General features: G+C 57.1%; 23 protein-coding genes and 2 tRNA genes. 20 read left to right on the top strand and 5 right to left on the bottom strand.

Annotated elements, in window-relative coordinates; translation table 11 throughout:
* Window positions 1-14: 14 nt before the first annotated feature.
* The 6 genes from thiL (at window position 15) to GWQ22_RS04445 (ending at window position 7,337) form a co-directional block, all read left to right on the top strand.
* Entirely contained in the window at window positions 15-974 is a 960-nt protein-coding gene (gene thiL / locus GWQ22_RS04470) for a thiamine-phosphate kinase (RefSeq protein ID WP_275929564.1), read from the top strand.
* A complete protein-coding gene (locus GWQ22_RS04465; protein ID WP_108536876.1) occupies window positions 971-1,465 on the top strand; it encodes a phosphatidylglycerophosphatase A in 495 nt (164 codons plus the stop codon). The genes thiL and GWQ22_RS04465 overlap by 4 nt, the downstream gene beginning before the upstream one ends.
* A gap of 512 nt (window positions 1,466-1,977) precedes the next feature.
* Window positions 1,978-3,702 carry an ABC transporter ATP-binding protein gene (locus GWQ22_RS04460; RefSeq protein WP_042035821.1) on the top strand — a complete coding sequence of 575 codons (1,725 nt, stop codon included), beginning with the start codon at window positions 1,978-1,980 and terminating at the stop codon, window positions 3,700-3,702.
* 59 nt (window positions 3,703-3,761) lie between these two features.
* The gene (locus GWQ22_RS04455) at window positions 3,762-5,318 is read left to right on the top strand and encodes an ABC transporter substrate-binding protein (RefSeq protein WP_042035820.1); all 1,557 of its coding nucleotides are present in this window, start codon (window positions 3,762-3,764) and stop codon (window positions 5,316-5,318) included.
* Window positions 5,319-5,417: 99 nt separating this feature from the next.
* Window positions 5,418-6,392: an ABC transporter permease gene (locus tag GWQ22_RS04450; RefSeq protein WP_042035819.1), complete on the top strand. Its 975-nt coding sequence runs from the start codon at window positions 5,418-5,420 to the stop codon at window positions 6,390-6,392.
* Window positions 6,393-6,395: 3 nt separating this feature from the next.
* On the top strand, window positions 6,396-7,337 hold the full coding sequence (locus GWQ22_RS04445) for an ABC transporter permease (protein ID WP_275929563.1): 942 nt from the start codon (window positions 6,396-6,398) through the stop codon (window positions 7,335-7,337).
* Window positions 7,338-7,413: 76 nt separating this feature from the next.
* Here the strand turns inward: GWQ22_RS04445 and dxs are convergent, their stop codons facing one another.
* From dxs to xseB, 3 genes are read right to left on the bottom strand one after another with little or no spacing between them, the layout of a single operon-like run.
* The gene (gene dxs / locus GWQ22_RS04440; protein ID WP_275929562.1) at window positions 7,414-9,279 is read right to left on the bottom strand and encodes a 1-deoxy-D-xylulose-5-phosphate synthase; all 1,866 of its coding nucleotides are present in this window, start codon (window positions 9,277-9,279) and stop codon (window positions 7,414-7,416) included.
* 21 nt (window positions 9,280-9,300) lie between these two features.
* Window positions 9,301-10,191, bottom strand: a complete 891-nt coding sequence (gene ispA, locus GWQ22_RS04435) for a (2E,6E)-farnesyl diphosphate synthase (protein ID WP_042035816.1) — start codon at window positions 10,189-10,191, stop codon at window positions 9,301-9,303.
* Window positions 10,192-10,443: an exodeoxyribonuclease VII small subunit gene (gene xseB, locus GWQ22_RS04430; protein WP_005317577.1), complete on the bottom strand. Its 252-nt coding sequence runs from the start codon at window positions 10,441-10,443 to the stop codon at window positions 10,192-10,194.
* A 219-nt stretch (window positions 10,444-10,662) separates the two neighbouring features.
* Between xseB and pomA the strand changes: the two genes are divergently transcribed.
* The 3 genes from pomA (at window position 10,663) to greA (ending at window position 12,941) form a co-directional block, all read left to right on the top strand.
* On the top strand, window positions 10,663-11,421 hold the full coding sequence (pomA, locus tag GWQ22_RS04425; RefSeq protein ID WP_275929561.1) for a flagellar motor protein PomA: 759 nt from the start codon (window positions 10,663-10,665) through the stop codon (window positions 11,419-11,421).
* Between the two features lie 5 nt (window positions 11,422-11,426).
* Window positions 11,427-12,320 carry a flagellar motor protein MotB gene (locus GWQ22_RS04420; protein ID WP_275929560.1) on the top strand — a complete coding sequence of 298 codons (894 nt, stop codon included), beginning with the start codon at window positions 11,427-11,429 and terminating at the stop codon, window positions 12,318-12,320.
* Window positions 12,321-12,464: 144 nt separating this feature from the next.
* On the top strand, window positions 12,465-12,941 hold the full coding sequence (gene greA, locus GWQ22_RS04415) for a transcription elongation factor GreA (RefSeq protein WP_042035813.1): 477 nt from the start codon (window positions 12,465-12,467) through the stop codon (window positions 12,939-12,941).
* 47 nt (window positions 12,942-12,988) lie between these two features.
* On the opposite strand, the gene GWQ22_RS04410 is transcribed toward greA, so the two are convergent.
* Together GWQ22_RS04410 and yhbY are read right to left on the bottom strand one after the other, a co-directional pair.
* Window positions 12,989-13,582 (bottom strand): PilZ domain-containing protein, encoded by a 594-nt coding sequence (locus tag GWQ22_RS04410; RefSeq protein ID WP_275929559.1) that lies wholly within the window; start codon window positions 13,580-13,582, stop codon window positions 12,989-12,991.
* 105 nt (window positions 13,583-13,687) lie between these two features.
* Window positions 13,688-13,984, bottom strand: coding sequence for a ribosome assembly RNA-binding protein YhbY (yhbY, locus tag GWQ22_RS04405; protein ID WP_042035811.1), 297 nt, complete (start codon window positions 13,982-13,984; stop codon window positions 13,688-13,690).
* Between the two features lie 97 nt (window positions 13,985-14,081).
* Here yhbY and rlmE point away from each other — a divergent pair, with 97 nt between their 5' ends.
* The 11 genes from rlmE to infB all read left to right on the top strand — a co-directional run bounded on the left by rlmE (window position 14,082) and on the right by infB (window position 25,313).
* Window positions 14,082-14,711 (top strand): 23S rRNA (uridine(2552)-2'-O)-methyltransferase RlmE, encoded by a 630-nt coding sequence (gene rlmE / locus GWQ22_RS04400; protein WP_108536871.1) that lies wholly within the window; start codon window positions 14,082-14,084, stop codon window positions 14,709-14,711.
* A gap of 45 nt (window positions 14,712-14,756) precedes the next feature.
* Window positions 14,757-16,709, top strand: coding sequence for an ATP-dependent zinc metalloprotease FtsH (ftsH, locus tag GWQ22_RS04395; RefSeq protein WP_275929558.1), 1,953 nt, complete (start codon window positions 14,757-14,759; stop codon window positions 16,707-16,709).
* A 62-nt stretch (window positions 16,710-16,771) separates the two neighbouring features.
* The gene (gene folP / locus GWQ22_RS04390) at window positions 16,772-17,617 is read left to right on the top strand and encodes a dihydropteroate synthase (RefSeq protein WP_275929557.1); all 846 of its coding nucleotides are present in this window, start codon (window positions 16,772-16,774) and stop codon (window positions 17,615-17,617) included.
* A 15-nt stretch (window positions 17,618-17,632) separates the two neighbouring features.
* Window positions 17,633-18,967, top strand: coding sequence for a phosphoglucosamine mutase (gene glmM / locus GWQ22_RS04385; RefSeq protein ID WP_042035807.1), 1,335 nt, complete (start codon window positions 17,633-17,635; stop codon window positions 18,965-18,967).
* A 131-nt stretch (window positions 18,968-19,098) separates the two neighbouring features.
* Window positions 19,099-19,863 carry a triose-phosphate isomerase gene (tpiA, locus tag GWQ22_RS04380; RefSeq protein WP_275929556.1) on the top strand — a complete coding sequence of 255 codons (765 nt, stop codon included), beginning with the start codon at window positions 19,099-19,101 and terminating at the stop codon, window positions 19,861-19,863.
* A complete protein-coding gene (gene secG / locus GWQ22_RS04375; RefSeq protein WP_042035805.1) occupies window positions 19,864-20,190 on the top strand; it encodes a preprotein translocase subunit SecG in 327 nt (108 codons plus the stop codon).
* A 10-nt stretch (window positions 20,191-20,200) separates the two neighbouring features.
* A tRNA-Leu gene (locus tag GWQ22_RS04370) sits at window positions 20,201-20,285 on the top strand.
* Between the two features lie 92 nt (window positions 20,286-20,377).
* Window positions 20,378-20,454: transfer RNA gene (locus tag GWQ22_RS04365), tRNA-Met, on the top strand.
* 166 nt (window positions 20,455-20,620) lie between these two features.
* Window positions 20,621-21,079: a ribosome maturation factor RimP gene (gene rimP / locus GWQ22_RS04360; RefSeq protein WP_042035804.1), complete on the top strand. Its 459-nt coding sequence runs from the start codon at window positions 20,621-20,623 to the stop codon at window positions 21,077-21,079.
* Window positions 21,080-21,093: 14 nt separating this feature from the next.
* Window positions 21,094-22,596: a transcription termination factor NusA gene (gene nusA, locus GWQ22_RS04355; RefSeq protein WP_042035803.1), complete on the top strand. Its 1,503-nt coding sequence runs from the start codon at window positions 21,094-21,096 to the stop codon at window positions 22,594-22,596.
* 20 nt (window positions 22,597-22,616) lie between these two features.
* Window positions 22,617-25,313, top strand: a complete 2,697-nt coding sequence (infB, locus tag GWQ22_RS04350; protein ID WP_042035802.1) for a translation initiation factor IF-2 — start codon at window positions 22,617-22,619, stop codon at window positions 25,311-25,313.
* The last annotated feature ends 21 nt before the right edge of the window (window positions 25,314-25,334 follow it).

Genomic DNA, 25,334 nt, shown 5'->3' with positions numbered 1-25,334 from the left:
TGGCTTTTTACTGTATGGGTGAATTTGAGCTGATTGATAAGTACTTCAAGGTCCCCCACGCCCGCAAGGATGTGGTGATGGGCCCCGGAGATGACTGCGCCCTGCTGACCCTGCCCGCCGATACTCAGCTGGCGGTGAGCACGGATACGCTAGTGAGCGGCGTTCACTTCTTCCCCGACATGGATCCGGTGGATCTTGGCTACAAGGCGTTGGCGGTCAATTTGTCTGACCTCGCCGCCATGGGCGCCGAGCCGCGCTGGGTGTCGCTGGCACTGACGCTGCCCGCCATCAACGAACCCTGGGTCGCCGGGTTTGCCGAGGGTTTTCTCGAGCTGGCCGAATACTACAACGTGGCGCTGGTGGGTGGGGACATGACCCGTGGCCCGCTCTCCATCACCGTCTCGGTGAAGGGATCCGTCCCCGCCGGTCGCGCCCTGATGCGCCGCGGTGCCAAGGTCGGTGACGGCATCTATGTCACCGGCACCCTGGGAGATGCCGCCCTTGCGCTTTCCCATCTGCTGGGTAAGCGCAGTCTCAACGAGAACCAGCTGGCTGCCGTGCTGCCACGGCTCGACCACCCCCATCCCCGCATTCTGGCAGGGCAAGCCCTGCGCGGGCTGGCGAGCAGTGCGCTGGATCTTTCAGATGGACTTTCATCGGATCTCGGCCATATCCTCAAGGCATCCGGGGTGCGGGCCCAGATCGATCTCGATCTGCTGCCCCTGTCGCCCGTGCTGCAGGATACGGTGCCCGAGCAGGATGCCTGGCAACTGGCGCTGGCCGGTGGCGATGACTACGAGCTCTGCTTTACCGTGCCGCAGGAGTATCGTGGGGCGCTGGATACGGCGCTGGCCAACTGTGGCGTCAAGTTCACCCGCATCGGTCGCATCGTGGCAGGCGAGCCGGGTATCGACTACCTGAGAGGCGAGCAAGGGCTCGAACTGCAACTGAAAGGGTGGGATCACTTCGCATGACCTTTTTTATGATAAGACCGGAGCTGAAAAGGCTGAACCTGAAGAATCCGCTGCACTTGCTGGCGGTGGGGTTTGGCTCGGGCCTCTCTCCCAAGGCGCCGGGCACCATGGGGACGCTGGCGGCTATCCCGCTTTATCTGCTGGTGAGTGGTCTGGCAACGCCCTGGTTCATCGCCCTGCTGGCAGTGGGATTCGTGGTGGGCATTCGCATCTGCCAGAGCGCTACCGATGCCATCGGCATGCCGGATCACGGTGCCATCGTCTGGGACGAGGTGATAGGTTTTGGCGTCACCATGATTGCCGCTCCGGCTGGCTGGGAGTGGGTGTTGGCCGGCTTCGTGCTGTTCCGCCTGTTCGATGTGTGCAAACCCTGGCCCATCTCCTGGTTTGATCGCCGCATTCACGGTGGACTCGGCATCATGCTGGACGATCTCATCGCCGGTTTGTTCGCCCTGTTTTGTATGCAATTACTGGCATACTGGCTGGGGTAACTCTCCTCGTAAGGGGGATCGCCAACCGGGCATTCCCCCTATATAGCTCTGTTTATTTTTCATTCATCGGCATATGCTGCCGTTAAAAAATCATTTCACATAAATATTCACTACTCATTCGAAGCTTAATGCTATTGTTCTAATAGTGATTATTTCCGTCTGTTGCGTCTTTGTTGAAATTAAAAGCAGTAAAAAGTACTTAATGTAGTCACATACTCTTTTTATGAGACAAAAATCGTTATTTTGAACTGCTATGATGGCCGTTGGCTGAGCAACGTATTGCGAAATTGTATAACCCGATCATTTACAGTCGCGGTCAAACCGTCTAACTTACTCGCGGGTTATTCCAAAAAAATGCAAAAAACCCGCCCGGATCGCTGGTTTCGCTGCCTCATGGATTGAGCGTTTATTACTCATAAAAGCACTCAATATCAGTACTCCAGGCACAGCCAGCATCTGCGGCCGATTTACGGACGAATTCTTTGGGACGGATGTCCCCCGCAGAGGTAAACATGTCCTTGCTCGAAGTGAAAAACTTGCGGATCGAGTATCCCTCCCGCTATGGCGTGCTGGCCGCAGTCAAAGATCTCTCCTTGTGTGTCGAAAAAGGGGAGATCGTCGGCGTGGTGGGCGAATCTGGCGCCGGTAAATCCACCATAGGCAATGCCGTCATCGATCTGCTGAGCCCGCCGGGGCGTATCGCCCGTGGTGACATCTATCTCAACGGCGAACTCATCTCTGGCAAGAGCCAGAACGAGATGCGGGCCATCCGTGGTTCCCGTATCGGCTTCATCTTCCAGGATCCCATGACCTCCCTCAATCCGCTGTTCACGGTTGAACAGCAGTTGGTGGAGACCATTCTTGCCAATACCAAGCTCTCTCGCGACGCGGCCTTTGCCAAGGCGCTCGAGCTGATGGGGGCGGTCGGGATCCCGCAGCCCGAGCTGCGAATCAAGCAGTATCCACACCAGTTCTCCGGCGGCATGCGTCAGCGGGTGGTCATTGCCATCGCGCTGTCGTGCGATCCGGAGCTTATCATCGCCGACGAACCGACCACGGCCCTCGACGTCTCCATTCAGGATCAGATCCTCCAGCTCATCCGCAACCTCTGCAAAGAGCGTCAGGTGGGCTGCATGCTGGTGACCCACGACATGGGGGTGGTCTCCAACGTCACTGACAAGGTGGCTGTGATGTACCGTGGCGATCTGGTGGAGTTCGGTACCACTGAACAGGTGCTGGGTCACCCCAATCACCCTTATACCCGCAGCCTCATCTCGGCAGTGCCCCGCTCCGACGTCAAGCTGGTACGTTTCCCGCTGGTCTCCTATATCGAGGATGCCAGCGCGCCGGATACCAATATCGATCTCAAGACCCACTGGCTTGGCCAGAGTCAGGACGAGCGTACCTATGAGGGGGCCCTGCTGCGGGTGGAGAACGTGGATCTGAAGTTCGTCACCAAGGACTCCATCTTCCCTAGTCGTCGCCAGTACGTGCGTGCCTGCAACAACATCAGTTTCGAGATCTTCGAAGGGGAGACCTTCGGCCTGGTAGGGGAGTCGGGCTCCGGCAAATCCACCATAGCCCGCGCCATTACAGGCCTCTATCCGCCCGATACTGGCAAGATTTTTTTCGAGGGGATCGATCTCACCGCTCTCAAGAGTGAGCGTGAGCGCCGCCCCCTGCGTCGCCAGATGCAGATGGTATTCCAGAACCCTTACTCCTCGATGAATCCGCGCATGAAGGTGCGTGACATCATCGCCGAGCCCATCCGCTTCCATAAGCTGGCGGGCAGTGAGAGCCAGATCGAGGGCATAGTCAACGACCTGCTCGATCATGTGGGGCTCGGTCGTGGTGCCGGGGTCAAATATCCCCACGAGTTCTCAGGTGGTCAGCGTCAGCGCATCTCCATCGCCCGTGCCCTGGCGACCCGGCCGCGCTTCCTTATCTGCGACGAGCCGACCTCGGCGCTGGATGTGTCGGTACAGGCACAGATCCTTAACCTGCTCAAGGATCTGCAGCAGGAGCTTGGGCTCACCATGCTGTTCATCAGCCACGATCTGCCGGTGATCCGCCAGATGTGCGATCGCATCGGCGTGATGCAGCATGGCCATCTGGTGGAAGTGGCCGAGACCGAAAAACTGTTTACCAATGCCGAGCATGAGTACAGCCGCAAGCTGATCTCCCTCATGCCGGAGTTCAAGGGAATGTCCCGCGAGGGGCTGGAAATCGCAAGCTAGGAAATCACCAGCTCGCCGGTTTGTCTGTCAATAAAAAAGCCAAAAGCATGGAGAACAAGATGAAGAAAGGATTGTCCAAAATTGCCCTGGCGCTGGTTGCCGCCGGTTTCGCCTTCGGTGTCTCAGCTGCTGATATCAAAGTCGGCGTAGCGTCAGATGCAACGTCCATGGATCCGCAGGAGCAGCTCTCCGGTCAGACCCTGGAGATGTCGCATCTGGTGTTCGATCCCTTGGTGCGCTACACCCAGGACATGCAGTTCGAGCCGCGTCTTGCCGAGAAATATGAGCGCATCGATGACAAGACGATACGTTTCTTTTTGCGTAAAGGGGTCAAGTTCCACTCCGGTAATGAGTTCACCGCCGATGATGTGGTATGGACCATGGACCGCTTGAAGTCTTCTGTCGACTACAAAGCGATCTTTGAGCCCATCACTGAGGTGAAGAAGATCGATGATCACACCGTTGACTTCATTACTGCCAAGCCATTCCCACTGGTGCTACAGACAGCAACCTATTTTTTCCCGATGGACGCCAAGTTCTACACTGGGAAAACCAACGATGGTAAGGACAAGGCTGAGATTGTTAAAAACGGCAGTTCCTTCGCCTCGACCAATGTGTCTGGCACCGGGCCCTTTGCCGTCAAGTTTCGCGAGCAAGGTGTGAAACTTGATTACGTCCGTAATGCTAACTACTGGGACAAGAGTTCCAAAGGTAACGTCCAAAATCTGACCGTTGTGCCGATCAAGGAAGATGCAACCCGTGTTGCAGCCCTGCTGGGCGGCGATGTGGATATTATCTATCCGGTTGCCCCCAACGATCTGGAGCGAGTCAAAAATGGTAAGGATACCCAGCTGGTAAGCCTGCCTGGTACCCGCATCATCATCATCGAACTCAACCAGAACACCAACCCGGCACTGAAAGACAAGCGTGTGCGTCAGGCAATCAACTACGCCATCAACCAGGAAGGTATCGTTGAGAAGATCAACAAGGGTTTTGGCACAGCGGCTGGTCAACTGAGCCCGAAAGGCTATGTTGGTCACAATGAAGCCCTGACCCCTCAATATGACTTGGCTAAAGCGAAAGCACTGATGAAGGAAGCCGGTTACGAGAATGGCTTCAAGGTGAGCTTTATCTCCCCGGCCGCTCGCTACGTCAACGACGTCAAGATTGCCCAGGCGGTCTCTGCCATGCTGGCCAAGATCAATATCAAGGTGGATCTGAAGACCATGCCGGTGGCTCAGTACTGGCCCGAGTTTGACAAGTGCGCCGCTGACATGCAGCTGATCGGCTGGCATTCGGATACCGAAGATAGCGCCAACCTGTTTGAGTTCCTGACCTTTACCAAAGATGCCAAGACCGGTATGGGCCAGTACAACTGCGCAGGCAACGCGAACACCGATGTTGACAAACTGGTGATGGATGCCAACACCGAGACCGATCCGGCCAAGCGTGCCGAGATGCTGAAAAAGGCTGAAGCATTGCTGGTTGAAGATGCCACTTATGTGCCGCTTCACTGGGAAAACGTAGCTTATGGCGCCAAGAAGAATGTGGATATCGCACCGGTAGCCAACGTCATGGTATTCCCCTACTTGGGCGACCTGGTGGTCGGCAAGTAAGAGAACGTCGCAAGGAAGGACGGGGCGGGGTGGCCAGCTGGCCACTCCGCCCACTAACAGAAGCCTGTGCCACGACACAGGCCACGTAGAAGGACAAGCATGTTTACATTCCTGCTGAAACGGTTCTATCAGGCGGTGATAGTGATGTTCGTCATCAGCCTGGTCGCCTTCTCCATCCAGGACAACCTGGGTGACCCGTTGCGCGAGATGGTGGGACAATCGGTCTCCGAAGCCCAGCGTCACGAGTTGCGTGAGAAGATGGGCCTCAATGATCCCTTCCTCATCAAATACAGCCGCTTTTTGAAAAATGCGGTGCATGGGGATTTGGGCACTTCCTATTTCTTCAAGCGACCGGCCCTCGAGGTGATACTCGACAAGCTGGTGGCTACCCTTGAGCTGGTGTTTGCCGCTGCGCTGATCATTGTGGTGGTCTCCATTCCACTCGGTGTTTACTCGGCGATCCGCCCGCGCAGCATCCCCACCAAGCTCATCATGGCGGGAAGCAGTATCGGCATCTCGATCCCGGTCTTTCTGACCGCCATCATGCTGATGTATCTCTTCTCTATTCAGCTGGGCTGGCTGCCGGCTTACGGCCGTGGCGAAACCTACAACCTGCTGGGCTGGGAGTCGGGCTTCTTCACTTGGGATGGTATCAAGCACCTGATCCTGCCAGCGGTGTCGCTCTCCTCCATCATGCTGCCACTGTTTATCCGGCTGGTGCGCTCCGAGATGCTGGAGCAGCTATCTTCCGAGTACGTCAAGTTCGCCCGCGCCAAGGGGTTGGATAACAACAAGGTCTACTACCAGCACGCCCTGAAGAACACCATGCTGCCGGTCATTACCGTCGGTGGTGTGCAGATCGGCACTATGGTGGCTTACACCATCCTGACCGAGAGCGTGTTTCAGTGGCCGGGTACCGGTTTCCTGTTCCTCGAGGCGATCCACCGGGTCGATACCCCGTTGATCACCGCCTACGTTATCTTCGTGGGACTGATCTTCGTGGTGACCAATACCCTGGTCGACCTGCTCTACGGGTTTATCAACCCGACCGTCAACCTGACCGCCAAGGGGTGATACATGACTAACACTGTGACTGCGAGCCCAAGCCGTTGGACTCGATTCAAGAACGCTGACATCGTCTACTACTTCCTGCGGGACAAGGTAGCCATGTTCAGCTTCGCCGTGTTTGTGGTGTTCGTACTGGCGGCGCTGCTGGCGCCCTGGCTGGCGCCGCACAACGTCTATGACCAGACCAGTTTCGATCTGATGGATGCCGAACTGCCGCCCTCTTGGCTGGAAGGGGGTGAGGAGCGCTTCTGGCTCGGCACCGACAACCAGGGCCGCGATATCTGGAGTACCATCCTCTATGGTGCCCGCATCTCGCTGACCATAGGGTTGTTTGCTGTGGGGCTGCAACTGGTGCTCGGCATCGTCGTCGGTTTGATCGCCGGTTACTTCGGTGGCCGCATCGACAGCCTGCTGATGCGCTTTGCCGACGTGCAGCTGTCGTTCTCCACCATGATGGTGGCGATCATCGTCTCCGCCATCTTTCAGGCAACCTTTGGCTCCGAGTTCTACTCGAAATTCGCCATCATGATGCTGGTGGTGATCATCGGTATTGCCGAGTGGCCGCAGTACGCCAGGACGGTACGTGCCTCTGTACTTGCCGAAAAGAAAAAGGAGTATGTGGAAGCGGCCAAGGTGATGGGGTTCCGCGCCCCGCGCATCATGTTTCGCCACATTCTGCCCAACTGCCTGTCGCCCATTCTGGTGATCTCCACCGTGCAGGTGGCCAACGCCATCATGAGCGAGGCGGCACTCTCCTTCCTCGGCTTGGGGATGCCGGTGGATCAGCCGTCGCTCGGTTCGCTTATCAGCGTCGGCTTCAACTACATCTTCTCCGGCTCCTGGTGGATCACTGCCTTCCCGGGCATCTGTCTGGTGGTGCTGGTACTGGTCATCAACCTGTTGGGTGACTGGCTGCGGGATGTGTTCAACCCGAAGATTTACAAGGGTTAACTCGGGTCAGAAGTGAAGATACAAGAAGGGCGCCATCAGGCGCCCTTCTCTTGTTTTCTCTTTAACTCGCAGCAGGTCAGGCTTGCAGCCAGGTTTCGATGCTGCGCTGGATGCCTGTCTCGTCCAGACCGAGCAGGGCATAGATCTCCTGCTGGGTGCCCTGTTCCACGAAGCGATCCGGCAGGCCCAGATTGAGCACCGGTTTGCATTGCTTATTGCGCATCAGCAGCTCGTTCACCGCAGAGCCGGCACCGCCCATGATGGCGTTGTCCTCTATGGTCACGAACTGGTCATGGCTGGTGGCAAGCGACAGTACCAGCGCCTCATCCATCGGCTTGACGAAGCGCATGTCCACCAGGGTGGCATCGAGCGCCTCGGCGGCGGCCCTGGCCTGCTGCAGCAGGGTGCCGAACGCCAGTATGGCGGTGCCCTTGCCCTTGCGAATGACACGGCCCTTGCCGAGCGCCAGCGCCTGCATCTCGGTCTGCACCTCGATACCTGTGCCGCTGCCACGGGGGTAACGCACCGCCGCAGGCTGGTTGCACTGATAGCCGGTGTAGAGCATCTGGCGACACTCGTTCTCGTCGGACGGCGTCATCACCACCATGTTGGGCACGGTGCGCAGGAAGCTGATGTCGAACGCCCCCTGATGGGTCGGGCCATCGGCGCCCACCAGACCGGCCCGGTCGATGGCAAACAGTACCGGCAGCTCTTGCAGCGCCACGTCGTGGATCAGCTGGTCATAGGCGCGCTGCAGGAAGCTCGAATAGATGGCGACCACCGGCTTCTTGTCGGCGATGGCGAGGCCAGCGGCGAAGGTGACCGCATGCTGCTCGGCGATGGCGACGTCGAAGTAGCGATCCGGATACTGCTGGCTGAACTTGACCAGCCCCGAGCCCTCGCGCATGGCGGGAGTGATGCCGACCAGCTTCTCGTCTTTTGCCGCCATGTCGCACAGCCACTGGCCGAAGATGGCGGAGAAGCTCGGCTTGCCGCCGCTCGCCTTGGGCAGGGTGCACTCGTCCGGATTGAACTTGGGCACGCCGTGATAACCGATGGGATCTTTCTCGGCGGGCTCGTAACCCTTGCCCTTCTTGGTCTTGACGTGCAGCAGTTGCGGTCCCTTGAGATTGCGCATGTTGCGCAGGGTCTCGACCAGGGCATTGATGTCATGGCCGTCGATGGGGCCTATGTAGTTGAAGCCAAACTCTTCGAACAGGGTGCCAGGCACCACCATGCCCTTGAGATGCTCCTCGGCCCGCTTGGCGAGCTCCTTGACCGGAGGCAGGCCCGCCAGCACCTTCTTGCCACCCTCGCGTATGTTGGTGTAGAGCTTGCCTGACATGATGCGGGCCAGGTGGTTGTTCAGCGCCCCGACATTCTCGGAAATGGACATCTCGTTATCGTTGAGCACCACCAGCATGTCCTTGTGGACATCGCCGGCGTGATTGAGGGCCTCGAATGCCATCCCGGCTGTGATGGCACCATCACCTATCACGGCCACTACTTTACGACCCAGGCCCTCGCTCTCGGCAGCGACGGCCATGCCGAGCGCCGCACCTATGGAGGTGCTGGAGTGACCGACCGAGAGCACGTCATACTCGCTTTCGCCGCGCCAGGGGAAGGGATGCAGGCCGTCTTTCTGACGGATACTCTGCATCCTGTCCCGACGACCGGTCAGGATTTTGTGGGGATAGGCTTGATGACCCACATCCCACACCAGTCGATCGAACGGTGTGTTGTAGACGTAGTGCAGCGCTACCGTCAGTTCGACTGTGCCGAGCCCGGAGGCGAGATGACCACTGGAGCGGCTCACCGAACGCAGCAGATATTCACGCAGTTCGTTGCACAGTACAGGCAGCCGATCGAACGGCAGGGATCGCAAATCGACCGGCGTATCCGCGAGGGCCAGGTTGGGGAAATTGCTTATATCAACGCTCATATTGTTACTGTTATCCAGCGTTTAGTGGGTTCGCTCGATGATGTAATCGGCAAACGCTTCCAGAATGTCGGTATTGTAGGGCAAAGATTGCAAGGCTGTTAAGGCTTTACCGTGCAGTTCGCGAGCCAGCTCACGGGCATTGTCGAGTCCGAGCAGGGCCGGATAGGTACTCTTTTCCTGCGCCAGATCCGAGCCTTGCGGCTTGCCCAGGGTGGCGGTATCGCCCGTGATGTCGAGGATGTCGTCCTGCACCTGGAAGGCCAGTCCGATGGCGGCTGCGTACGTTTGCAGCGCGGCCAGAGTGGCGTCGTCCACGTCGGGCTTGCACAGGGCTCCCAGTGCCACGGCGCATTCGATCAGGGCGCCCGTCTTGTGGCGATGCACCTGCTCCAGCTCGGACAGGCTGATCTGGCGGCCTTCGGCCTGCAGATCCAGTGCTTGTCCACCACACATGCCGAGGTAGCCGGAGGCGCGGGCGAGGCGACTCAGCATCCGCACCCGGTTGGCCAGAAGCCGGTCGGGCAGGGGATGGTCGGCCAGAATGGCGAAGGCCAGGGTCTGCAGGGCATCACCGGCCAGGATGGCGGTGCCTTCGTCAAATGCCTTGTGCACGGTCGGCTGACCACGGCGCAAGTCGTCGTTGTCCATGGCGGGCAGGTCGTCGTGCAGCAGGGAGTAGGCGTGGATGCACTCCACTGCGGCGGCGGGGCCATCCAGCAGCTCGCTCTTGACACCCAGCATCTCGCCCACGGCATAGACCAGGAAGGGCCGTACTCGCTTTCCGCCCAGCAGCAGGCCGTAGTGCATGGCATCGCGCAAACGCGGGGCCATGGCGGGCAAAGATTCAAGTTGTGCAGACAGGCAGTCGTCAATACGTTGACGATGCAGACGGGAAAAATCGTCTAGCGTCACTCATTCCTCTCCTTGCTCTGGCTGGAAGGGGACTGCTTGCTCTGTGCCATCGGCCTGAGTCAGCAGGATCTGGATCTTCTGTTCGGCCTGTTCCAGCTTCTGCTGGCCAGCCCGCACCAGATGAACGCCCTGTTCGAACTGTTTGAGCGCCTCTTCCAGTGGTAAGGAACCTTGTTCCAGTTGATGAACTATGGTTTCCAGCTCTTCCAGAGTGGCATCAAAACTCAGGCGGTCGATTTTTTTACTGGCCATGTTCATCCTCGGGGATTGAAAAAAACGGCTTATCTTAACATCGACGACGGGCAGGGGGGAGGCTGAAAAGTGCGGTCGGCTTAAACTCTCGGAAAAGTGGCCGATAATAAACCATCTCGTGAACAAGGAAAAACGTGGTGGCCCTTGCCGCTGATGAGCCAATAGCAGAAAATTCAAAAAACTACAGATAAAAAAATTTCAGCTGACAGGAGTAGGGATGTGGATCTAGGTAGTCTGATTGGCATAGTACTGGGATTTGGGGTCGTGGTGTACGGCATGCTACTGGGGGGGCCCATGAGCATGTACATCGATATCCCTTCTGTCTGCATCACCATTCTGGGCTCCCTCTTCATCTGTATGATGAAGTTCAACATCGGTCAGTTCCTGATGGCGTTCAAGGTGGCCGGCAAGGCGTTCATCTACAAGGGTGACAAGCTCGACGACCTCATCATCAAGGCGGTTGAACTGGCAGATTCGGCCCGTAAAGGGGGGTTCTTGGCGCTGGAAGCCGCCGAAGTGCCAAACGATTTCATGAAAAAAGGTATCGACATGCTGGTGGACGGGCACGACGCCGATGTTATCCGTGGTGTGATGGAAAAGGATATCGAGCTCACCGCTGATCGGCACATCCTGGCCATCAAGGTCTTTCGTGCGCTAGGTGATCTGGGGCCCGCCATGGGGATGATAGGCACGCTGGTGGGACTGGTGGCGATGTTGGCCAACATGAGCGATCCCAAATCCATAGGCCCAGCCATGGCCGTGGCCTTGCTCACCACACTGTATGGCGCCATTCAGGCCAACATGATTGCTATCCCCATCGCCGACAAGCTGGAGCTGCGCAGCGGTGAAGAGCAGTTGAGCCGCTGCCTGGTGCTGGACGCCATCATGGGCATTCAGGATGGTCAGAACCCGCGGGTGATCCAGTCCATGCTGCAAAATTACCTGAACCAGTCCAAACGCAACAATGGCAGCGAGTAATCCCCATGGCTAAGTGCAAGTGTCCGCCACCTGGTCTGCCCGGTTACATGGGGACCTTCGCCGATCTGATGTCGCTGTTGATGTGTTTCTTCGTGCTGCTGCTCTCTTTTTCCGAGATGGATGTGCAGAAGTTCAAGCAGATCGCCGGTTCCATGGAGAAGGCGTTCGGCGTGCAGAACATTCTGGAGGTCAAAGACATTCCAAAGGGAACTTCTGTCATCGCCCTCGAGTTCAGGCCGGGTCGCCCCGAGCCGACCCCCATCGATACCATCATGCAGCAGACTATAGACATGACCCAGACTGAGCTGGACTTTCAGCCCGGTGACGCCGATCAGGCCGGAGGTCATGACAAGAGCGAAGAAAAACTGGTTGGGGGCGACACCCAACAGGAGGCGCAGAAACAGCAGGAGCAGTCCAATGCCTTGACCAAGGAGTTGGCGGAGCAGATGAAGGCTCAGATCCAGGATGGCGCTATCGAGGTGGAGGCGCTGGGTCAGCAGATTATCATACGGATCCGCGAAAGGGCGGCTTTCCCGGCCGGTTCAGCCTTCCTGCAGCCCCAGTTCTGGCCGGTTATTCGCAAAGTCGCCAGCTTGTTGAAAGATGTGCCAGGTGAGATAACCGTGTCGGGCCATACCGACAACATAGCGACCGAAAATGAGCTGTTTCGATCGAATTGGGATCTCTCATCCCAGCGTGCGGTGGCGGTTGCCCATCAGATGATCAAGGTGCCCGGCTTCGATGGCGGGCGACTGGTGGTGCAGGGCATGGCCGATTCCCAGCCACTGGCACTGAACACCACCCCGGAAAACCGGCGCATGAACCGGCGCGTGGAGATCGCCATCATGCAGGGCAAGCCGACAGTATCAGCCCCGATTGGGGTCTCTGAGCAGAAGTAGTGTCGATGGCAAAGCGCGATCCTGCTCGCAGGGACTGACATGGATTTTGTGCTGGCTTCATATTAAGATGGCTCATCCGAACCGATAGCTGCGGCTCTTTTTGATAGCCGCAGCTTCTCTTTTCAAGCAACCCAGGTTTCGACTATGAATCATACTCCGATGACTGTTCGCGGCGCCGAAAAGCTGCGTCAAGAGCTCGACTATCTGAAGAGCGAGCTTCGTCCGCAGATTATCGAAGCGATTGCAGATGCCCGTGAACATGGTGATCTGAAAGAAAACGCCGAGTACCATGCCGCCCGTGAGCAGCAAGGCTTCTGTGAAGGCCGCATTCAGGAGATTGAGAGCAAGCTCTCCAATGCCCAGGTAATCGATGTCACCAAGATTACCAACAATGGTCGCATTATCTTCGGGGCGACCGTTACCCTGCTGAAAAGCGAGACGGAAGAGGAAGTTGTCTACCGTATCGTGGGTGACGACGAATCTGACATCAAACAGAACATGATTTCGGTGAACTCGCCCATCGCCCGTGCCCTGATCGGCAAGGAAGTGGATGATGTTGCCATCGTCAAGACGCCGGCCGGCGACGTGGAATACGAGGTTCTGGCCGTCGCTTACCTCTGATATGAGGTGATGTCTGAAACAGGGGAGCCCGGCTCCCCTGTTGCTATTTAGCGGGGTTGGTAGGCTTGGGTGAAGGCATCCTGATGGCGCTGGAACATCCAGCTGCTCAGTTGCTCAAGATCCGGCTTGGCCATCTGGAAGTGCAGTGCCCAGCCTTGTACACCATTGCGTAGATGCATGTGCCTGACCAGCTCAGCGCAGAGGGGGAGCGGGGCCAGTTCATTAATGAGCAGGGTGCCACTGAGGGTGGCGCCGATCGTCAGGTCGGTGGGCAAGCCCTCCACCACTAATCCGTCCAGCGACAAGCTGTGCACCAGACACTCGGTATCGGCCACCTTCAGGCGCGCCTCCTGGTCGAGGCGCCAGGCGCGCAAATGGGGATAACCCAGCTCCGTGATGATGGGGGCAGCGATGCGCGGTTCGACAAAGCCATCGTCTCCCTCGGTGAAGCGCAGCGGAAAGCGGAGTTGATGCCCGGCGATACGGGCTTCGAGCACCAGTTGATCGGCACGTTGCAGCAGTTCGAGCAAGGGGGTGGCGAGATAACCGCTCAGGGATTGCCCGGCGGCCGTCTCCTGACTGCTCCCCAAGTCCCGTAACATGGCCAGTTCATCTTCGGTGAGAATCGGATGGTGATCCATAGTGGAGTGTCCACGAGTATTCATCGCAGGTTAAGGGCCTGGAGAGTACTTTGGCAAGCGACTTGGGAAGAAGAGAAATGAAGGAAAGAGCGAGGCTCTTTCCTGTTACTTGCGGGGCAGTTGGATTTTCGGCTCGTTGGCCTGACGGTAGATGGTCAGCACGTGGCCGATACTCTGTACCTTGACCGCGCCGGTTTCACGGACGATTGCATCCATAACCAGTTGTTTCATCTCACGATCTTCAGACGCAACCTTAACCTTGATCAGCTCGTGGTAGTTCAGGGCCAGATCGATCTCGGCCAGTACGCCTTCGGTCAGACCATGTTGACCCAGCAGGACCACGGGCTTCAGACTGTGGGCAAGGCCCTTGAGGTACTGTTTCTGTTTATTGTTGAGAATCATGGCAATTTCTTCATAAGTCAGGGTTGAAAGGGGCGTATTCTACCCCCACTTAGCCCTTAATACTAATAACCCTTGTGGTTTTTTAAAGTCGACAATCATGACCCAGAAAAAACGTTCCCCCAGCTCAACCCGCTGGTTAAAAGAACATTTCGACGATCAATACGTCAAAAAAGCCCAGAAGTTGGGGCTGCGTTCCCGCGCTGTTTTCAAGATTGATGAGATCCAGGGCAAGGACAAATTGCTCCGTACCGGCATGACAGTGGTGGATCTGGGGGCGGCCCCGGGTGGCTGGTCCCAGTTTGCCGTTGAGCAGGTGGGTGACGATGGACGGGTCATCGCGTGTGACATTTTGCCGATGGATCCCATTGCCGGTGTCGATTTTCTGCAAGGGGACTTTCGGGAGGAAACTGTACTCGGCGCTTTGCTGGCCCGTGTCGGTCCGGACAAGGTAGACTTGGTCATGTCTGATATGGCGCCCAACATGAGTGGCACCCAGCAGGTAGATCAGGCTCGCGCCATGTACTTGGTCGAGCTGGCGCTCGACATGTGTAACCAAGTATTGCGCAGTAATGGCAGCTTCGTGGTGAAGGTATTCCAGGGAGAGGGGTTTGATGCCTATCTCAATGAAATTCGTAAGCTTTTCTCTGCTGTCAAGATTCGTAAACCAGACTCGTCTCGTGCCCGTTCACGAGAAGTCTACATTGTGGCTACCGGTTTTAAACTGTAGTACCCTAACCTTCATCGTTAACTGTCAGTCTGCGAGGTCATTGATTTGAGTGACATGGCGAAAAACCTAATCCTGTGGCTGGTCATCGCCGTCGTGTTGATGTCGGTGTTCAATAGCTTCAGCCCCAGCGATACCACCAGTCGCCAGCTGGACTATTCCAGCTTCGTTAGAGAAGTGACCCAAGAGCAGATCCGTGAAGTGCGGATGGATGGCAAGGTCATTAATGGCGTCAAGCGCACCGGTGAACGCTTCACCACCATCATACCGGCGCCGGATCCCCAGCTGCTCAACGACATGCTCAATCACAATGTCAAAGTGATTGGTGAGAAGCCGGAAGAGCCGTCTTTGCTGACCTCTATCTTTATCTCCTGGTTCCCGATGCTACTGCTGATCGGTGTCTGGGTCTTCTTCATGCGTCAGATGCAGGGCGGCGGCGGCAAGGGTGCCATGTCGTTCGGCAAGAGCAAGGCTCGTCTGATGAGCGAAGAGCAGATAAAGACCACCTTTGCCGACGTCGCAGGCTGCGATGAGGCCAAGGAAGAGGTGAAAGAGCTGGTCGATTATCTGCGCGATCCGAGCAAGTTCCAGAAACTGGGTGGCAAGATCCCCACCGGTGTACTGCTGGTTGGCCCTCCGGGGACCGGTAAGACCCTGCTGGCCAAGGCCATTGCGGGTGAGGCCAAGGTGCCTTTCTTCACCATCTCGGGTTCCGACTTCGTCGAAATGTTCGTGGGTGTCGGTGCCTCCCGGGTGCGTGACATGTTCGAGCAGGCCAAGAAGTCTTCCCCTTGCATCATCTTCATCGATGAAATCGATGCGGTCGGTCGCCAGCGTGGCGCCGGTCTCGGCGGTGGCCACGATGAGCGTGAGCAGACCCTTAACCAGATGCTGGTCGAGATGGATGGTTTTGAAGGCCATGAAGGCATCATCGTCATCGCCGCCACCAACCGTCCCGATGTACTGGACCCTGCCTTGCTGCGTCCGGGCCGTTTCGACCGTCAGGTCGTGGTCGGTCTGCCGGATGTGCGTGGTCGCGAGCAGATCCTGAAGGTGCACATGCGCAAGGTGCCGTTGGCAGATGATGTCAATGCGGCCCTGATCGCACGTGGTACCCCGGGTTTCTCCGGTGCTGATCTCGCCAATCTGGTCAACGAAGCCGCCCTCTTCTCCGCCCGTGAGAGTCGTCGTGTGGTTTCCATGGCTGAATTCGAGAAGGCCAAGGACAAGATCATGATGGGTGCGGAACGTCGCTCTATGGTGATGAGAGACTCCGAGAAGGAGATGACGGCTTACCATGAGGCGGGTCACGCCATTATTGGTCGTCTGGTACCGGATCATGACCCTGTCTACAAGGTGTCCATCATACCGCGCGGTCGTGCGTTGGGTGTGACCATGTACCTGCCCGAGCAGGATCGCTGGAGCCACTCCAAGCAGCACCTGGAGTCCATGATCTCCAGTCTGTACGGTGGTCGTCTGGCGGAAGAGCTGATCTACGGCGCCGAGAAGGTATCGACTGGTGCGTCCAACGATATCGAGCGTGCGACTGACATCGCCCGCAAGATGGTCACCCAGTGGGGCATGTCCGAGCGTCTCGGTCCCATGCTCTATGCGGAAGAAGATGGTGAAGTGTTCCTCGGTCGCAGCATGGCCAAGGTCAAGCACATGTCCGACGACACGGCGCGCGTCATTGACGCTGAGGTCAAACAGGTCATTGATCGCAACTACGCCCGCTCCAAGCAGATCCTGCTGGACAACATGGATGTGTTGCACACCATGAAAGATGCGCTGATGAAGTACGAAACCATCGACGCCAAACAGATAGACGATCTGATGGCCCGTCGTGAGGTGCGTGCTCCCAGCAACTGGCATGACGAGCACAGCGGCGATACTCCGCAAGGCGGTGCCACTGTCGCGGCGGATGCCAAACCGGCAGTGACCGAGGTGGAGTCGGTGGCGGATGTCGACATCGACAAGGCCAACGATCTGCTGACCAAATAAATCGTGATGATGCAAACCCCGGGCTGGTCCCGGGGTTTTTCTTTATGTAAATGGAAGCGAAGATGCAGCTAACCAGCAAGGGGCTCAGCCTCTCCCTCGATCGTCCCCATGTGATGGGGATCCTCAATGTGACACCTGACTCCTTCTCCGATGGTGGCAATTTCAATCAGATTGACCGGGCCATGGACCATGCTCGCCAGATGATCTCCGACGGCGCAACGCTTATCGACATAGGGGGGGAGTCGACGCGTCCGGGGGCCCCCGACGTGAGCGAGCAAGATGAGCTGGACAGGGTGATCCCCGTGGTCGAGCGGATGGTCGCCGAGCTGGATGTGATGATCTCTCTCGATACCTCCAAGGCTGCCGTGATGCGGGAAGGCTGCAAGGCTGGGGCCCATCTCATCAACGACGTGCGGGCCTTGCTCGAACCCGGTGCCCTGGCCGCCGCCGCAGAAGCTGACGTACCCGTGTGCCTGATGCACATGCAAGGCCAGCCGAGAACCATGCAGGCCGAACCCCACTATGACGACCTGCTGGGGGAGGTGAGGGCCTTCTTCGATGAACGTATCGCCGCCTGTCTGGCCGCCGGTATAGGGCGTCAGCAGCTGTTGCTGGACCCGGGCTACGGCTTTGGCAAGACGCTGGCACACAACTATCAACTGCTGGCCTGGCAGGAGAAGTTGCTCGATTACCAGCTTCCGCTCTTGGTCGGTATGTCGCGAAAGTCTATGATAGGCAACCTGCTTGGCCGCTCGGTTGATGAACGGCTGGCCGGCAGTCTGGCCTGCGCGCTCATCGGGATGCAGCATGGTGCCCGGATCATCCGGGTGCACGATGTGCGAGCGACCATGGATGCCCTGCGCGCCGGCTGGATGGTAATGACGGGACAAGATTTCATATCCAAATAAAAAAGAGAACAGACAATGGCAAGAAAGTATTTTGGCACCGATGGTGTCCGCGGCAAGGTTGGCGAATTCCCGATCACCCCTGATTTCGTGATGAAGCTGGGTTGGGCCGCAGGCAAGGTGCTCTCCAAGAAGGGCACCCGTAAGGTGCTGATCGGCAAGGATACCCGGATCTCAGGTTACATGCTGGAGTCGGCATTGGAAGCGGGTCTCTCCGCTGCAGGTCTCAAGGCCATACTGATGGGCCCCATGCCGACCCCGGCCGTTGCCTATCTGACCCGCACCTTCCGTGCAGAGGCGGGTATCGTGATCAGTGCCTCACACAATCCCTTCTATGATAACGGCATCAAGTTCTTCTCCGCCGATGGCACCAAGTTGCCGGATGATGTGGAAATGGCCATTGAGGCCGAGCTGGATCACGAGATCCAGTGTGTTGAGTCTGCCGAGCTGGGCAAAGCAGTGCGTATCGAGGATGCTGCTGGCCGCTATATCGAGTTCTGCAAGAGCACCTTCCCCTCCAATCTGAGTCTGGAAGGGTTGAAAATGGTGGTTGACTGCGGCCATGGCGCTACTTATCACATCGCTCCTTCCGTTTTCCGCGAGTTGGGAGCCGAGGTAATCGCTATCGGCTGCAGCCCTGATGGCCTCAACATCAACGACGGTGTAGGTTCTACCGCTCCCGAGGCGCTGGCAGCCAAGGTGCTGGAGTGCAAAGCCGATCTAGGCGTGGCCTTCGACGGTGACGGCGATCGCCTGGTGATGGTGGACCACACGGGTTACATCATCGACGGTGACGAGATCCTCTACATCATCGCCCGCGATGCGCTGCGCAACGGTCGCCTCAAGGGGGGGGTCGTCGGTACCCTGATGGCCAACATGGGCCTGGAACTGGCGCTGCAGACCCTGGGGATCCCGTTCGCCCGTGCCAAAGTGGGTGACCGCTACGTACTGGAGATGATGAACGAGAAGGGCTGGCGTATCGGGGGTGAAAACTCCGGTCATATCATCTGCCTGGATCAGACCACCACCGGGGATGGTATCGTCGCCGCCCTGCAGGTGCTGATGGCCATCTGCACCGCAGAGATGCCGCTGGCCAAGCTGCGTTCCGGCATGAGCAAGTTCCCTCAGGTGCTGGTGAACGTCCGTTTTGCCGAGGGCAAGGATCCGCTGGCGGCTGATGCCGTCAACCAGGAAGTGGCCAAGGTGGAACAAGAGCTGGCTGGCCGTGGCCGCGTCCTGCTGCGTAAATCCGGCACCGAACCCCTGATCCGGGTCATGGTGGAAGGTGAGCATGAGCAGCAGGTGCGTGACATGGCACAACGCATCGCTCAACAGGTCGAATCGGCGTTTTAATGAACAATGTGGGCGGCTTTTTAGCCGCCCTGGTTGTATCTTGTTCAAACGATTCGAAAATTCAAAAATAGCGCTTGTCAGCTGACAATCCTCTGGATATTATCAGCCCCGCTTTCGCAAGGGAGTTGCCGATGGGACATCGCAAGCCGTTTGTAGCAGCCAACTGGAAGTTACAAGGTAGTAGGTCGCAGTTAGAGCAGTTTACTCGCCAATGCCTTAAAGGCATGGATGAGCAAGTAGATGTGGTCTTGTGTCCATCCCATGTGCATCTCGACTTCACGGCCGTACTGCTCAACGAGCAAAAGGTAATGAAGTTGGGGGCTCAGAATGTGAGTCAGCACCGACAAGGCGCTTATACGGGTGAAGTCTCGTGTGAGATGCTGGTTGAGGCAGGGTGTCGTTACGTACTGGTAGGGCACTCCGAGCGCAGGCGTCTCTTTGGTGAGACCAGCTTTATCGTCGCAGAGAAGTTTGCGGCAGCCAGAGCGGCAGGCTTGATCCCCATCCTCTGTTTGGGTGAGTCGGGCGCAGCGAGGCAGGCGAGAAGAACCTTTGAGGTGATCGCAGAAGAGCTGGACATTGTCATAGAGAAAAATGGCGCGATGGCTTTCGATAATGCTATCATCGCCTACGAGCCGATTTGGGCTGTAGGTACAGGTAAATGCGCCACACCCGAGCAGGCACAAGAGGTTCATTCCTTTATACGTGGTCGCTTGGCGGAGGATACTCCGGTTATAGGTGAGAAAGTTAGAATCATCTATGGTGGGAGCGTGACACCGACCAATGCGAGAGATTTGTTTGCCCAGCCCGACATTGATGGCGGCCTGATAGGTGGAGCGAGTCTCGATGACAAGACGTTTTTAGGAATTGTTGAAGCGGCAAAGGGTGCAAGTTAAATGTACGAAATTCTTTTAGTCGTTTATCTGCTGGTTTCACTGGCTCTGATTGGTCTGGTGATGATTCAGCAAGGTAAAGGGGCTGACATGGGCGCCTCCTTCGGCGCAGGGGCATCGAATACCGTATTCGGCTCCGGTGGTTCAGGCAGTTTCCTGACCCGTACAACAGCTGTTTTGGCTACTCTGTTCTTTTTGATTAGCCTGGTGCTCGGATCTATGTCCAGCAACAAGGTCAAACAGGGTAGTGAATGGGAAAATCTGCAACAAACCCAGCAGGTTGAGCAGACTAAAGCGCCAGTAAAGAAAGACACTGACGTTCCCGAATAAGTGAGTTTTTGCCGTGGTGGTGGAATTGGTAGACACGCTATCTTGAGGGGGTAGTGCTCTAGGGTGTGCGGGTTCGAGTCCCGCCCACGGCACCAATTAAGTAGTGAGCTCGGGTAACCGGGTATATTATAGCCAGTCGGTCTTGTGTGAAGAGAATGAACTGGCTATAATCTCGCACGATTTCGGACGCGGGGTGGAGCAGCATGGTAGCTCGTCGGGCTCATAACCCGAAGGTCGTCGGTTCAAATCCGGCCCCCGCAACCAAATTTCACGCATTTCCTACGCTCAGGAAGGCGGTCGCTGCGAGGCGACAATCAGGGTAAAGCGCCAAGCCCCGATTTGACATCGGGGCTTTTTGTTATGTGCGATTTACTCTGAATCGATCTCTATCTGGGCTTTATGCCCTTTTTTTGTTTTTCGGAGGGTGACTTTGGCTACGTTGGAACAACGTTTGACCGATCTGCTCGAGGCTCCGGTCGTTGCCTTGGGTTTTGAACTTTGGGGTATTGAGTTTATCCGAGCGGGTAACCACTCCACTTTGCGTGTCTTTATCGACAGCGAGAATGGTGTGACTGTCGAGAACTGTGCTGAAGTCAGCCATCAGGTTGGCGCCATCATGGATGTCGAGGATCCCATCACAGAAGAATACTTCCTGGAAGTATCCTCCCCTGGTCTGGATCGTCCGCTGTTCAAGGTTGCCCAGTTCGAAAAATACGTTGGCCAAGAGGCGGCGGTGCAGCTGCGGATGGCAACAAATAACCGCCGCAAGTTCAAAGGCGTAATCAAAGCTGTGCAAGGCGACATGATCACCCTGACAGTAGATGGTAAGGACGACGTGTTGGCTTTCACCAATATCCAAAAAGCGAACATAGTGCCGAACTTTGGTTAACGAGGCTATCGGATATGAATAAAGAGATTTTGCTGGTCGTTGACGCAGTATCCAACGAGAAAGCTGTGCCCCGCGAGAAAATTTTCCAGGCTCTGGAGACCGCGCTGGCGACTGCGACCAAGAAGAAATATGAAGGCGAGATTGAAGTTCGGGTCGAAATCGATCGCAAGACCGGTGACTACGATACCTATCGTCGCTGGGTTGTTGTGGCCGATCAGGCTGCAATGGAAAACCCGTACGGTGAAATCACCCTCGAAGCCGCTCAGATCGAGCAGCCCGAGATCCAGCTTGGTGACTATGTAGAAGACCAGATCGACTCTGTGACCTTCGACCGTATCACCACCCAGACCGCTAAACAGGTTATCGTGCAGAAAGTGCGCGAAGCCGAGCGTTCCCAAGTCGTTGACCAGTTCAAGGACAAGGAAGGCACCATCATCAGCGGTGTGGTCAAGAAGAGTAACCGTGACAACGTGATCCTGGATCTGGGCAGCAATGCCGAGGCCGTGATCTTCCGTGACGATATGCTGCCGCGCGAGACGTTCCGTCCGGGCGATCGCATCCGTGGCCTGCTCTACGCCGTGCGTCCCGAAGCCCGTGGTTCCCAGCTGTTCGTCAGCCGTTCCAGCCCGGACTTCCTGAAAGAGCTTTTCCGCATCGAAGTACCGGAGATCGGTGAAGAGATGATCGAAATCATGGGCGCCGCCCGTGACCCGGGCTCCCGCGCCAAGATCGCGGTGAAGACCAACGATCGTCGTATAGACCCGATCGGTGCCTGTATCGGCATGCGCGGTGCCCGTGTGCAAGCTGTCTCCGCCGAGCTGAGTGGTGAGCGTGCCGACATCGTTTTGTACGATGACAACCCCGCCCAGTACGTGATCAATGCCATGGCGCCCGCCGATGTGGCCTCCATCATAGTGGATGAAGACAACCACACCATGGATATCGCCGTGGAAGCCGCCAACCTGGCCCAGGCCATCGGCCGCAACGGTCAGAACGTGCGTCTTGCTTCCCAGCTGACCGGTTGGGAGCTGAACGTCATGACCGTCGAGGACATGCGTTCCAAGCACCAGGCCGAGAACGATCGTATCCTGACCCTGTTCACCAGCGCCCTGGACATCGACGACGATTTCGCCGGTCTGCTGATGGAAGAAGGCTTCTCGACTCTGGAAGAGATTGCCTTCGTACCCGTCAATGAGCTGCTGGCCATCGACGGTCTGGACGAGGACATGGTGGAAGAGCTGCGCAAGCGTGCCAAGGATGTCCTGACCACCAAGGCCCTGGCCAAAGAAGAATCCTTCGACGGCGTAGAACCTTCCGAAGACCTGCTCAATCTGGCTGGCCTCGGTCGCGACATGGCATATGCCCTGGCCGCGCGTGGTGTCGGCACCCTGGAAGATTTGGCAGAGCAAGGTATCGACGACCTTGCCGACATTGAAGAGCTGACCGCTGAGAAAGCCGGTGAGCTGATTATGGCTGCTCGCAATATCTGTTGGTTCGGAGAAGAGCAGTCTGAATAAGATCAAACGGAGGAAAATGAATGGCAGAAGTATCAGTCAAACAACTTGCCACTGACATCGACACACCGGTTGATCGTCTTCTCCAGCAGTTTGTCGATGCCGGTATCAGCAAGAGCAAGGCCGACGACCTCGTCAGCGAGTCTGAAAAACAGACTCTGCTGGCTCACTTGAAAAAACAGCATGGAGGTGACGAGATTACCGCACCAGCCCGCATGACTTTGCAGCGCAAGACCAAGAGCACCATCAGTGTTCAGGGGACTGGCGGCAAGAACAAGGAAGTGCAGGTTGAAGTGCGCAAGACTCGCACCTATGTAAAACGCTCGGCGCTGGAAGATGAACAGCGCCAGGCGGAAGCCGAGGAAACAGCGCGTTTGGAAGCAGAAGAAAAAGCTCGTAGCGAGGCCGAGAACAAGGTTCGTCTCGATGCTGAAGAGAAGGCTCGCCGTGAGGCTGAGCAGGCTCGTCGTGAAGCTGAGGAAAAGGCGCGGATCGAGGCACAATCAAAGGCTCGACAGGCTCCACAGCCCGCCAAAGCAGCCAGTAGCACAGCTCAGCAAGAGGCAGAAAAGATGGCCAAGCGCGAAGCAGAAGAACTGAAGCGCCAACAGGAACAAACAGCTTTGCAAAAAGCAGAAGAACTCGCCGCCAAGAAAGCCGAAGAGGCTCGTGTAATGGCGGAACAGAACGGCCCTCGCTGGGCTGAAGAAGAAGCTGCTCGCGCCAAAGAGAGCAGTGACTATCATCTGACCACCAACAAGCATGCGCAAGCCGCAGAAGACGAGTTGGACCGGAAGGAAGAGACCAGCCGTCGCACCGCCGCCGCCGCCGTTAAGGCGCCGAAAAAGGCCGGTCGTCGTGAAGATGATCGCGATTCCCGCAACCCGCGTGCCCGTAAAGGCAAGCGCGGCAAGGTGGCCATGCCCAATGCCATGAAGCACGGCTTCAACAAGCCGGCTGCCGTGGTTAACCGTGACGTCGTCATCGGCGAAACCATCACTGTGGCCGAACTGGCCAACAAGATGGCCGTCAAAGGCGTGGAAGTCATCAAGGCGATGATGAAGATGGGCGCCATGGCGACCATCAACCAGGTGATCGATCAGGAGACCGCTCAGCTGGTCGCCGAAGAGATGGGTCACAAGGTTGTGCTGCGTCGTGAGAACGAGCTGGAAGAGGCGGTACTGTCCGATCGTGACGAGACCTCCGAAGCCAAGCCGCGTGCCCCTGTCGTGACCATCATGGGTCACGTTGACCACGGCAAGACCTCGCTGCTCGACTACATCCGTAAAGCCAAGGTAGCTGCTGGCGAAGCCGGTGGTATTACCCAGCATATTGGTGCTTACCACGTCGAAACTGACAGTGGCATGATCACCTTCCTGGATACTCCGGGTCACGCTGCGTTTACCTCCATGCGTGCTCGTGGTGCCAAGTCGACCGATATCGTCGTTCTGGTTGTTGCTGCCGATGACGGCGTCATGCCGCAGACCATCGAAGCCATCCAGCACGCCAAGGCGGCTGAAGTGCCCATCGTGGTTGCGGTCAACAAGATCGACAAGCCTGAAGCGGATCCGGATCGCGTCAAGACCGAGCTGGCCCGTTACAACGTCATGTCCGAAGACTGGGGTGGCGAGAGCCAGTTCGTTCACGTCTCCGCCAAGTCTGGCGAAGGCATCGACGACCTGCTGGAAGCCATCCTGATCCAGTCCGAAGTGCTGGAATTGAAAGCGGTTGTCGATGGCATGGCCAGCGGCGTCGTGATCGAATCCTTCCTGGACAAGGGTCGTGGTCCGGTTGCCACCGTGCTGGTACAAGAAGGTACTCTGCGCCAGGGCGACATCGTACTGTGTGGTCTGGAATACGGTCGTATCCGTGCCATGCGCGACGAACTGGGTCGTGAAATCAAGGAAGCGGGTCCATCCCTGCCGGTGGAAATCCTGGGTCTGTCCGGGGTGCCGTCTGCCGGTGATGAGGCCACCGTTGTACGTGACGAGAAGAAGGCCCGTGAAGTGGCGCTCTATCGTCAGGGCAAATTCCGCGACGTCAAGCTGGCTCGCCAGCAGAAGTCCAAGCTGGAAAACATGTTCGCCAACATGACCGAGGGCGAAGTGTCCGAAGTGAACGTGGTGATCAAGGCCGACGTACAGGGTTCGGTGCAAGCGATTTGCGATGCGCTGGTTCAGCTCTCTACCGACGAAGTCAAGGTCAAGATCGTGGGCTCGGGTGTTGGTGGTATCACTGAAACCGACGCTACTCTGGCCGCTGCTTCCAGCGCCATCCTGGTAGGCTTCAACGTCCGTGCCGACGCATCTGCGCGCAAGGTCATCGAGTCCGAGAGCCTGGATCTGCGTTACTACTCCGTCATCTATGATTTGATCGACGAAGTGAAGCAGGCCATGAGCGGCAAGCTGGCTCCTGAGTATCGTCAGGAGATCATCGGTCTGGCTGAAGTGCGTAGCGTCTTCAAGTCACCCAAGTTCGGCGCGGTTGCCGGCTGTATGGTTACCGAAGGTGTGGTCAAGCGTTCTAACCGTATCCGTGTTCTGCGCGACAACGTGGTTATCTATGAAGGCGAGCTGGAATCCCTGCGTCGCTTCAAGGATGACGTCAACGAGGTCCGTAACGGTTACGAGTGTGGTATCGCAGTCAAGAACTACAATGACGTACGCGAAGGCGACCAGATCGAAGTTTACGAGACCATTGAAATTCAACGGACTCTGTAAGCCGAGAGTTAGACAAAATAG

This window comes from Aeromonas sp. 1HA1, from assembly GCF_029237385.1.
GTDB lineage: Bacteria > Pseudomonadota > Gammaproteobacteria > Enterobacterales > Aeromonadaceae > Aeromonas > Aeromonas popoffii.
This window is presented reverse-complemented; position numbering and strand designations above follow the sequence as displayed.

Bases quoted from the DNA above. Each gene is read 5' to 3' on its own strand.
- thiL (WP_275929564.1), top strand. From the start codon at position 15: ATGGGTGAATTTGAGCTGATTGATAAGTACTTCAAGGTCCCCCACGCC.
- GWQ22_RS04465 (WP_108536876.1), top strand. From the start codon at position 971: ATGACCTTTTTTATGATAAGACCGGAGCTGAAAAGGCTGAACCTGAAG.
- GWQ22_RS04460 (WP_042035821.1), top strand. From the start codon at position 1,978: ATGTCCTTGCTCGAAGTGAAAAACTTGCGGATCGAGTATCCCTCCCGC.
- GWQ22_RS04455 (WP_042035820.1), top strand. From the start codon at position 3,762: ATGAAGAAAGGATTGTCCAAAATTGCCCTGGCGCTGGTTGCCGCCGGT.
- GWQ22_RS04450 (WP_042035819.1), top strand. From the start codon at position 5,418: ATGTTTACATTCCTGCTGAAACGGTTCTATCAGGCGGTGATAGTGATG.
- GWQ22_RS04445 (WP_275929563.1), top strand. From the start codon at position 6,396: ATGACTAACACTGTGACTGCGAGCCCAAGCCGTTGGACTCGATTCAAG.
- dxs (WP_275929562.1), bottom strand. From the start codon at position 9,279: ATGAGCGTTGATATAAGCAATTTCCCCAACCTGGCCCTCGCGGATACG.
- xseB (WP_005317577.1), bottom strand. From the start codon at position 10,443: ATGGCCAGTAAAAAAATCGACCGCCTGAGTTTTGATGCCACTCTGGAA.
- GWQ22_RS04420 (WP_275929560.1), top strand. From the start codon at position 11,427: ATGGCTAAGTGCAAGTGTCCGCCACCTGGTCTGCCCGGTTACATGGGG.
- greA (WP_042035813.1), top strand. From the start codon at position 12,465: ATGAATCATACTCCGATGACTGTTCGCGGCGCCGAAAAGCTGCGTCAA.
- GWQ22_RS04410 (WP_275929559.1), bottom strand. From the start codon at position 13,582: ATGGATCACCATCCGATTCTCACCGAAGATGAACTGGCCATGTTACGG.
- yhbY (WP_042035811.1), bottom strand. From the start codon at position 13,984: ATGATTCTCAACAATAAACAGAAACAGTACCTCAAGGGCCTTGCCCAC.
- rlmE (WP_108536871.1), top strand. From the start codon at position 14,082: ATGACCCAGAAAAAACGTTCCCCCAGCTCAACCCGCTGGTTAAAAGAA.
- folP (WP_275929557.1), top strand. From the start codon at position 16,772: ATGCAGCTAACCAGCAAGGGGCTCAGCCTCTCCCTCGATCGTCCCCAT.
- glmM (WP_042035807.1), top strand. From the start codon at position 17,633: ATGGCAAGAAAGTATTTTGGCACCGATGGTGTCCGCGGCAAGGTTGGC.
- tpiA (WP_275929556.1), top strand. From the start codon at position 19,099: ATGGGACATCGCAAGCCGTTTGTAGCAGCCAACTGGAAGTTACAAGGT.
- secG (WP_042035805.1), top strand. From the start codon at position 19,864: ATGTACGAAATTCTTTTAGTCGTTTATCTGCTGGTTTCACTGGCTCTG.
- nusA (WP_042035803.1), top strand. From the start codon at position 21,094: ATGAATAAAGAGATTTTGCTGGTCGTTGACGCAGTATCCAACGAGAAA.
- infB (WP_042035802.1), top strand. From the start codon at position 22,617: ATGGCAGAAGTATCAGTCAAACAACTTGCCACTGACATCGACACACCG.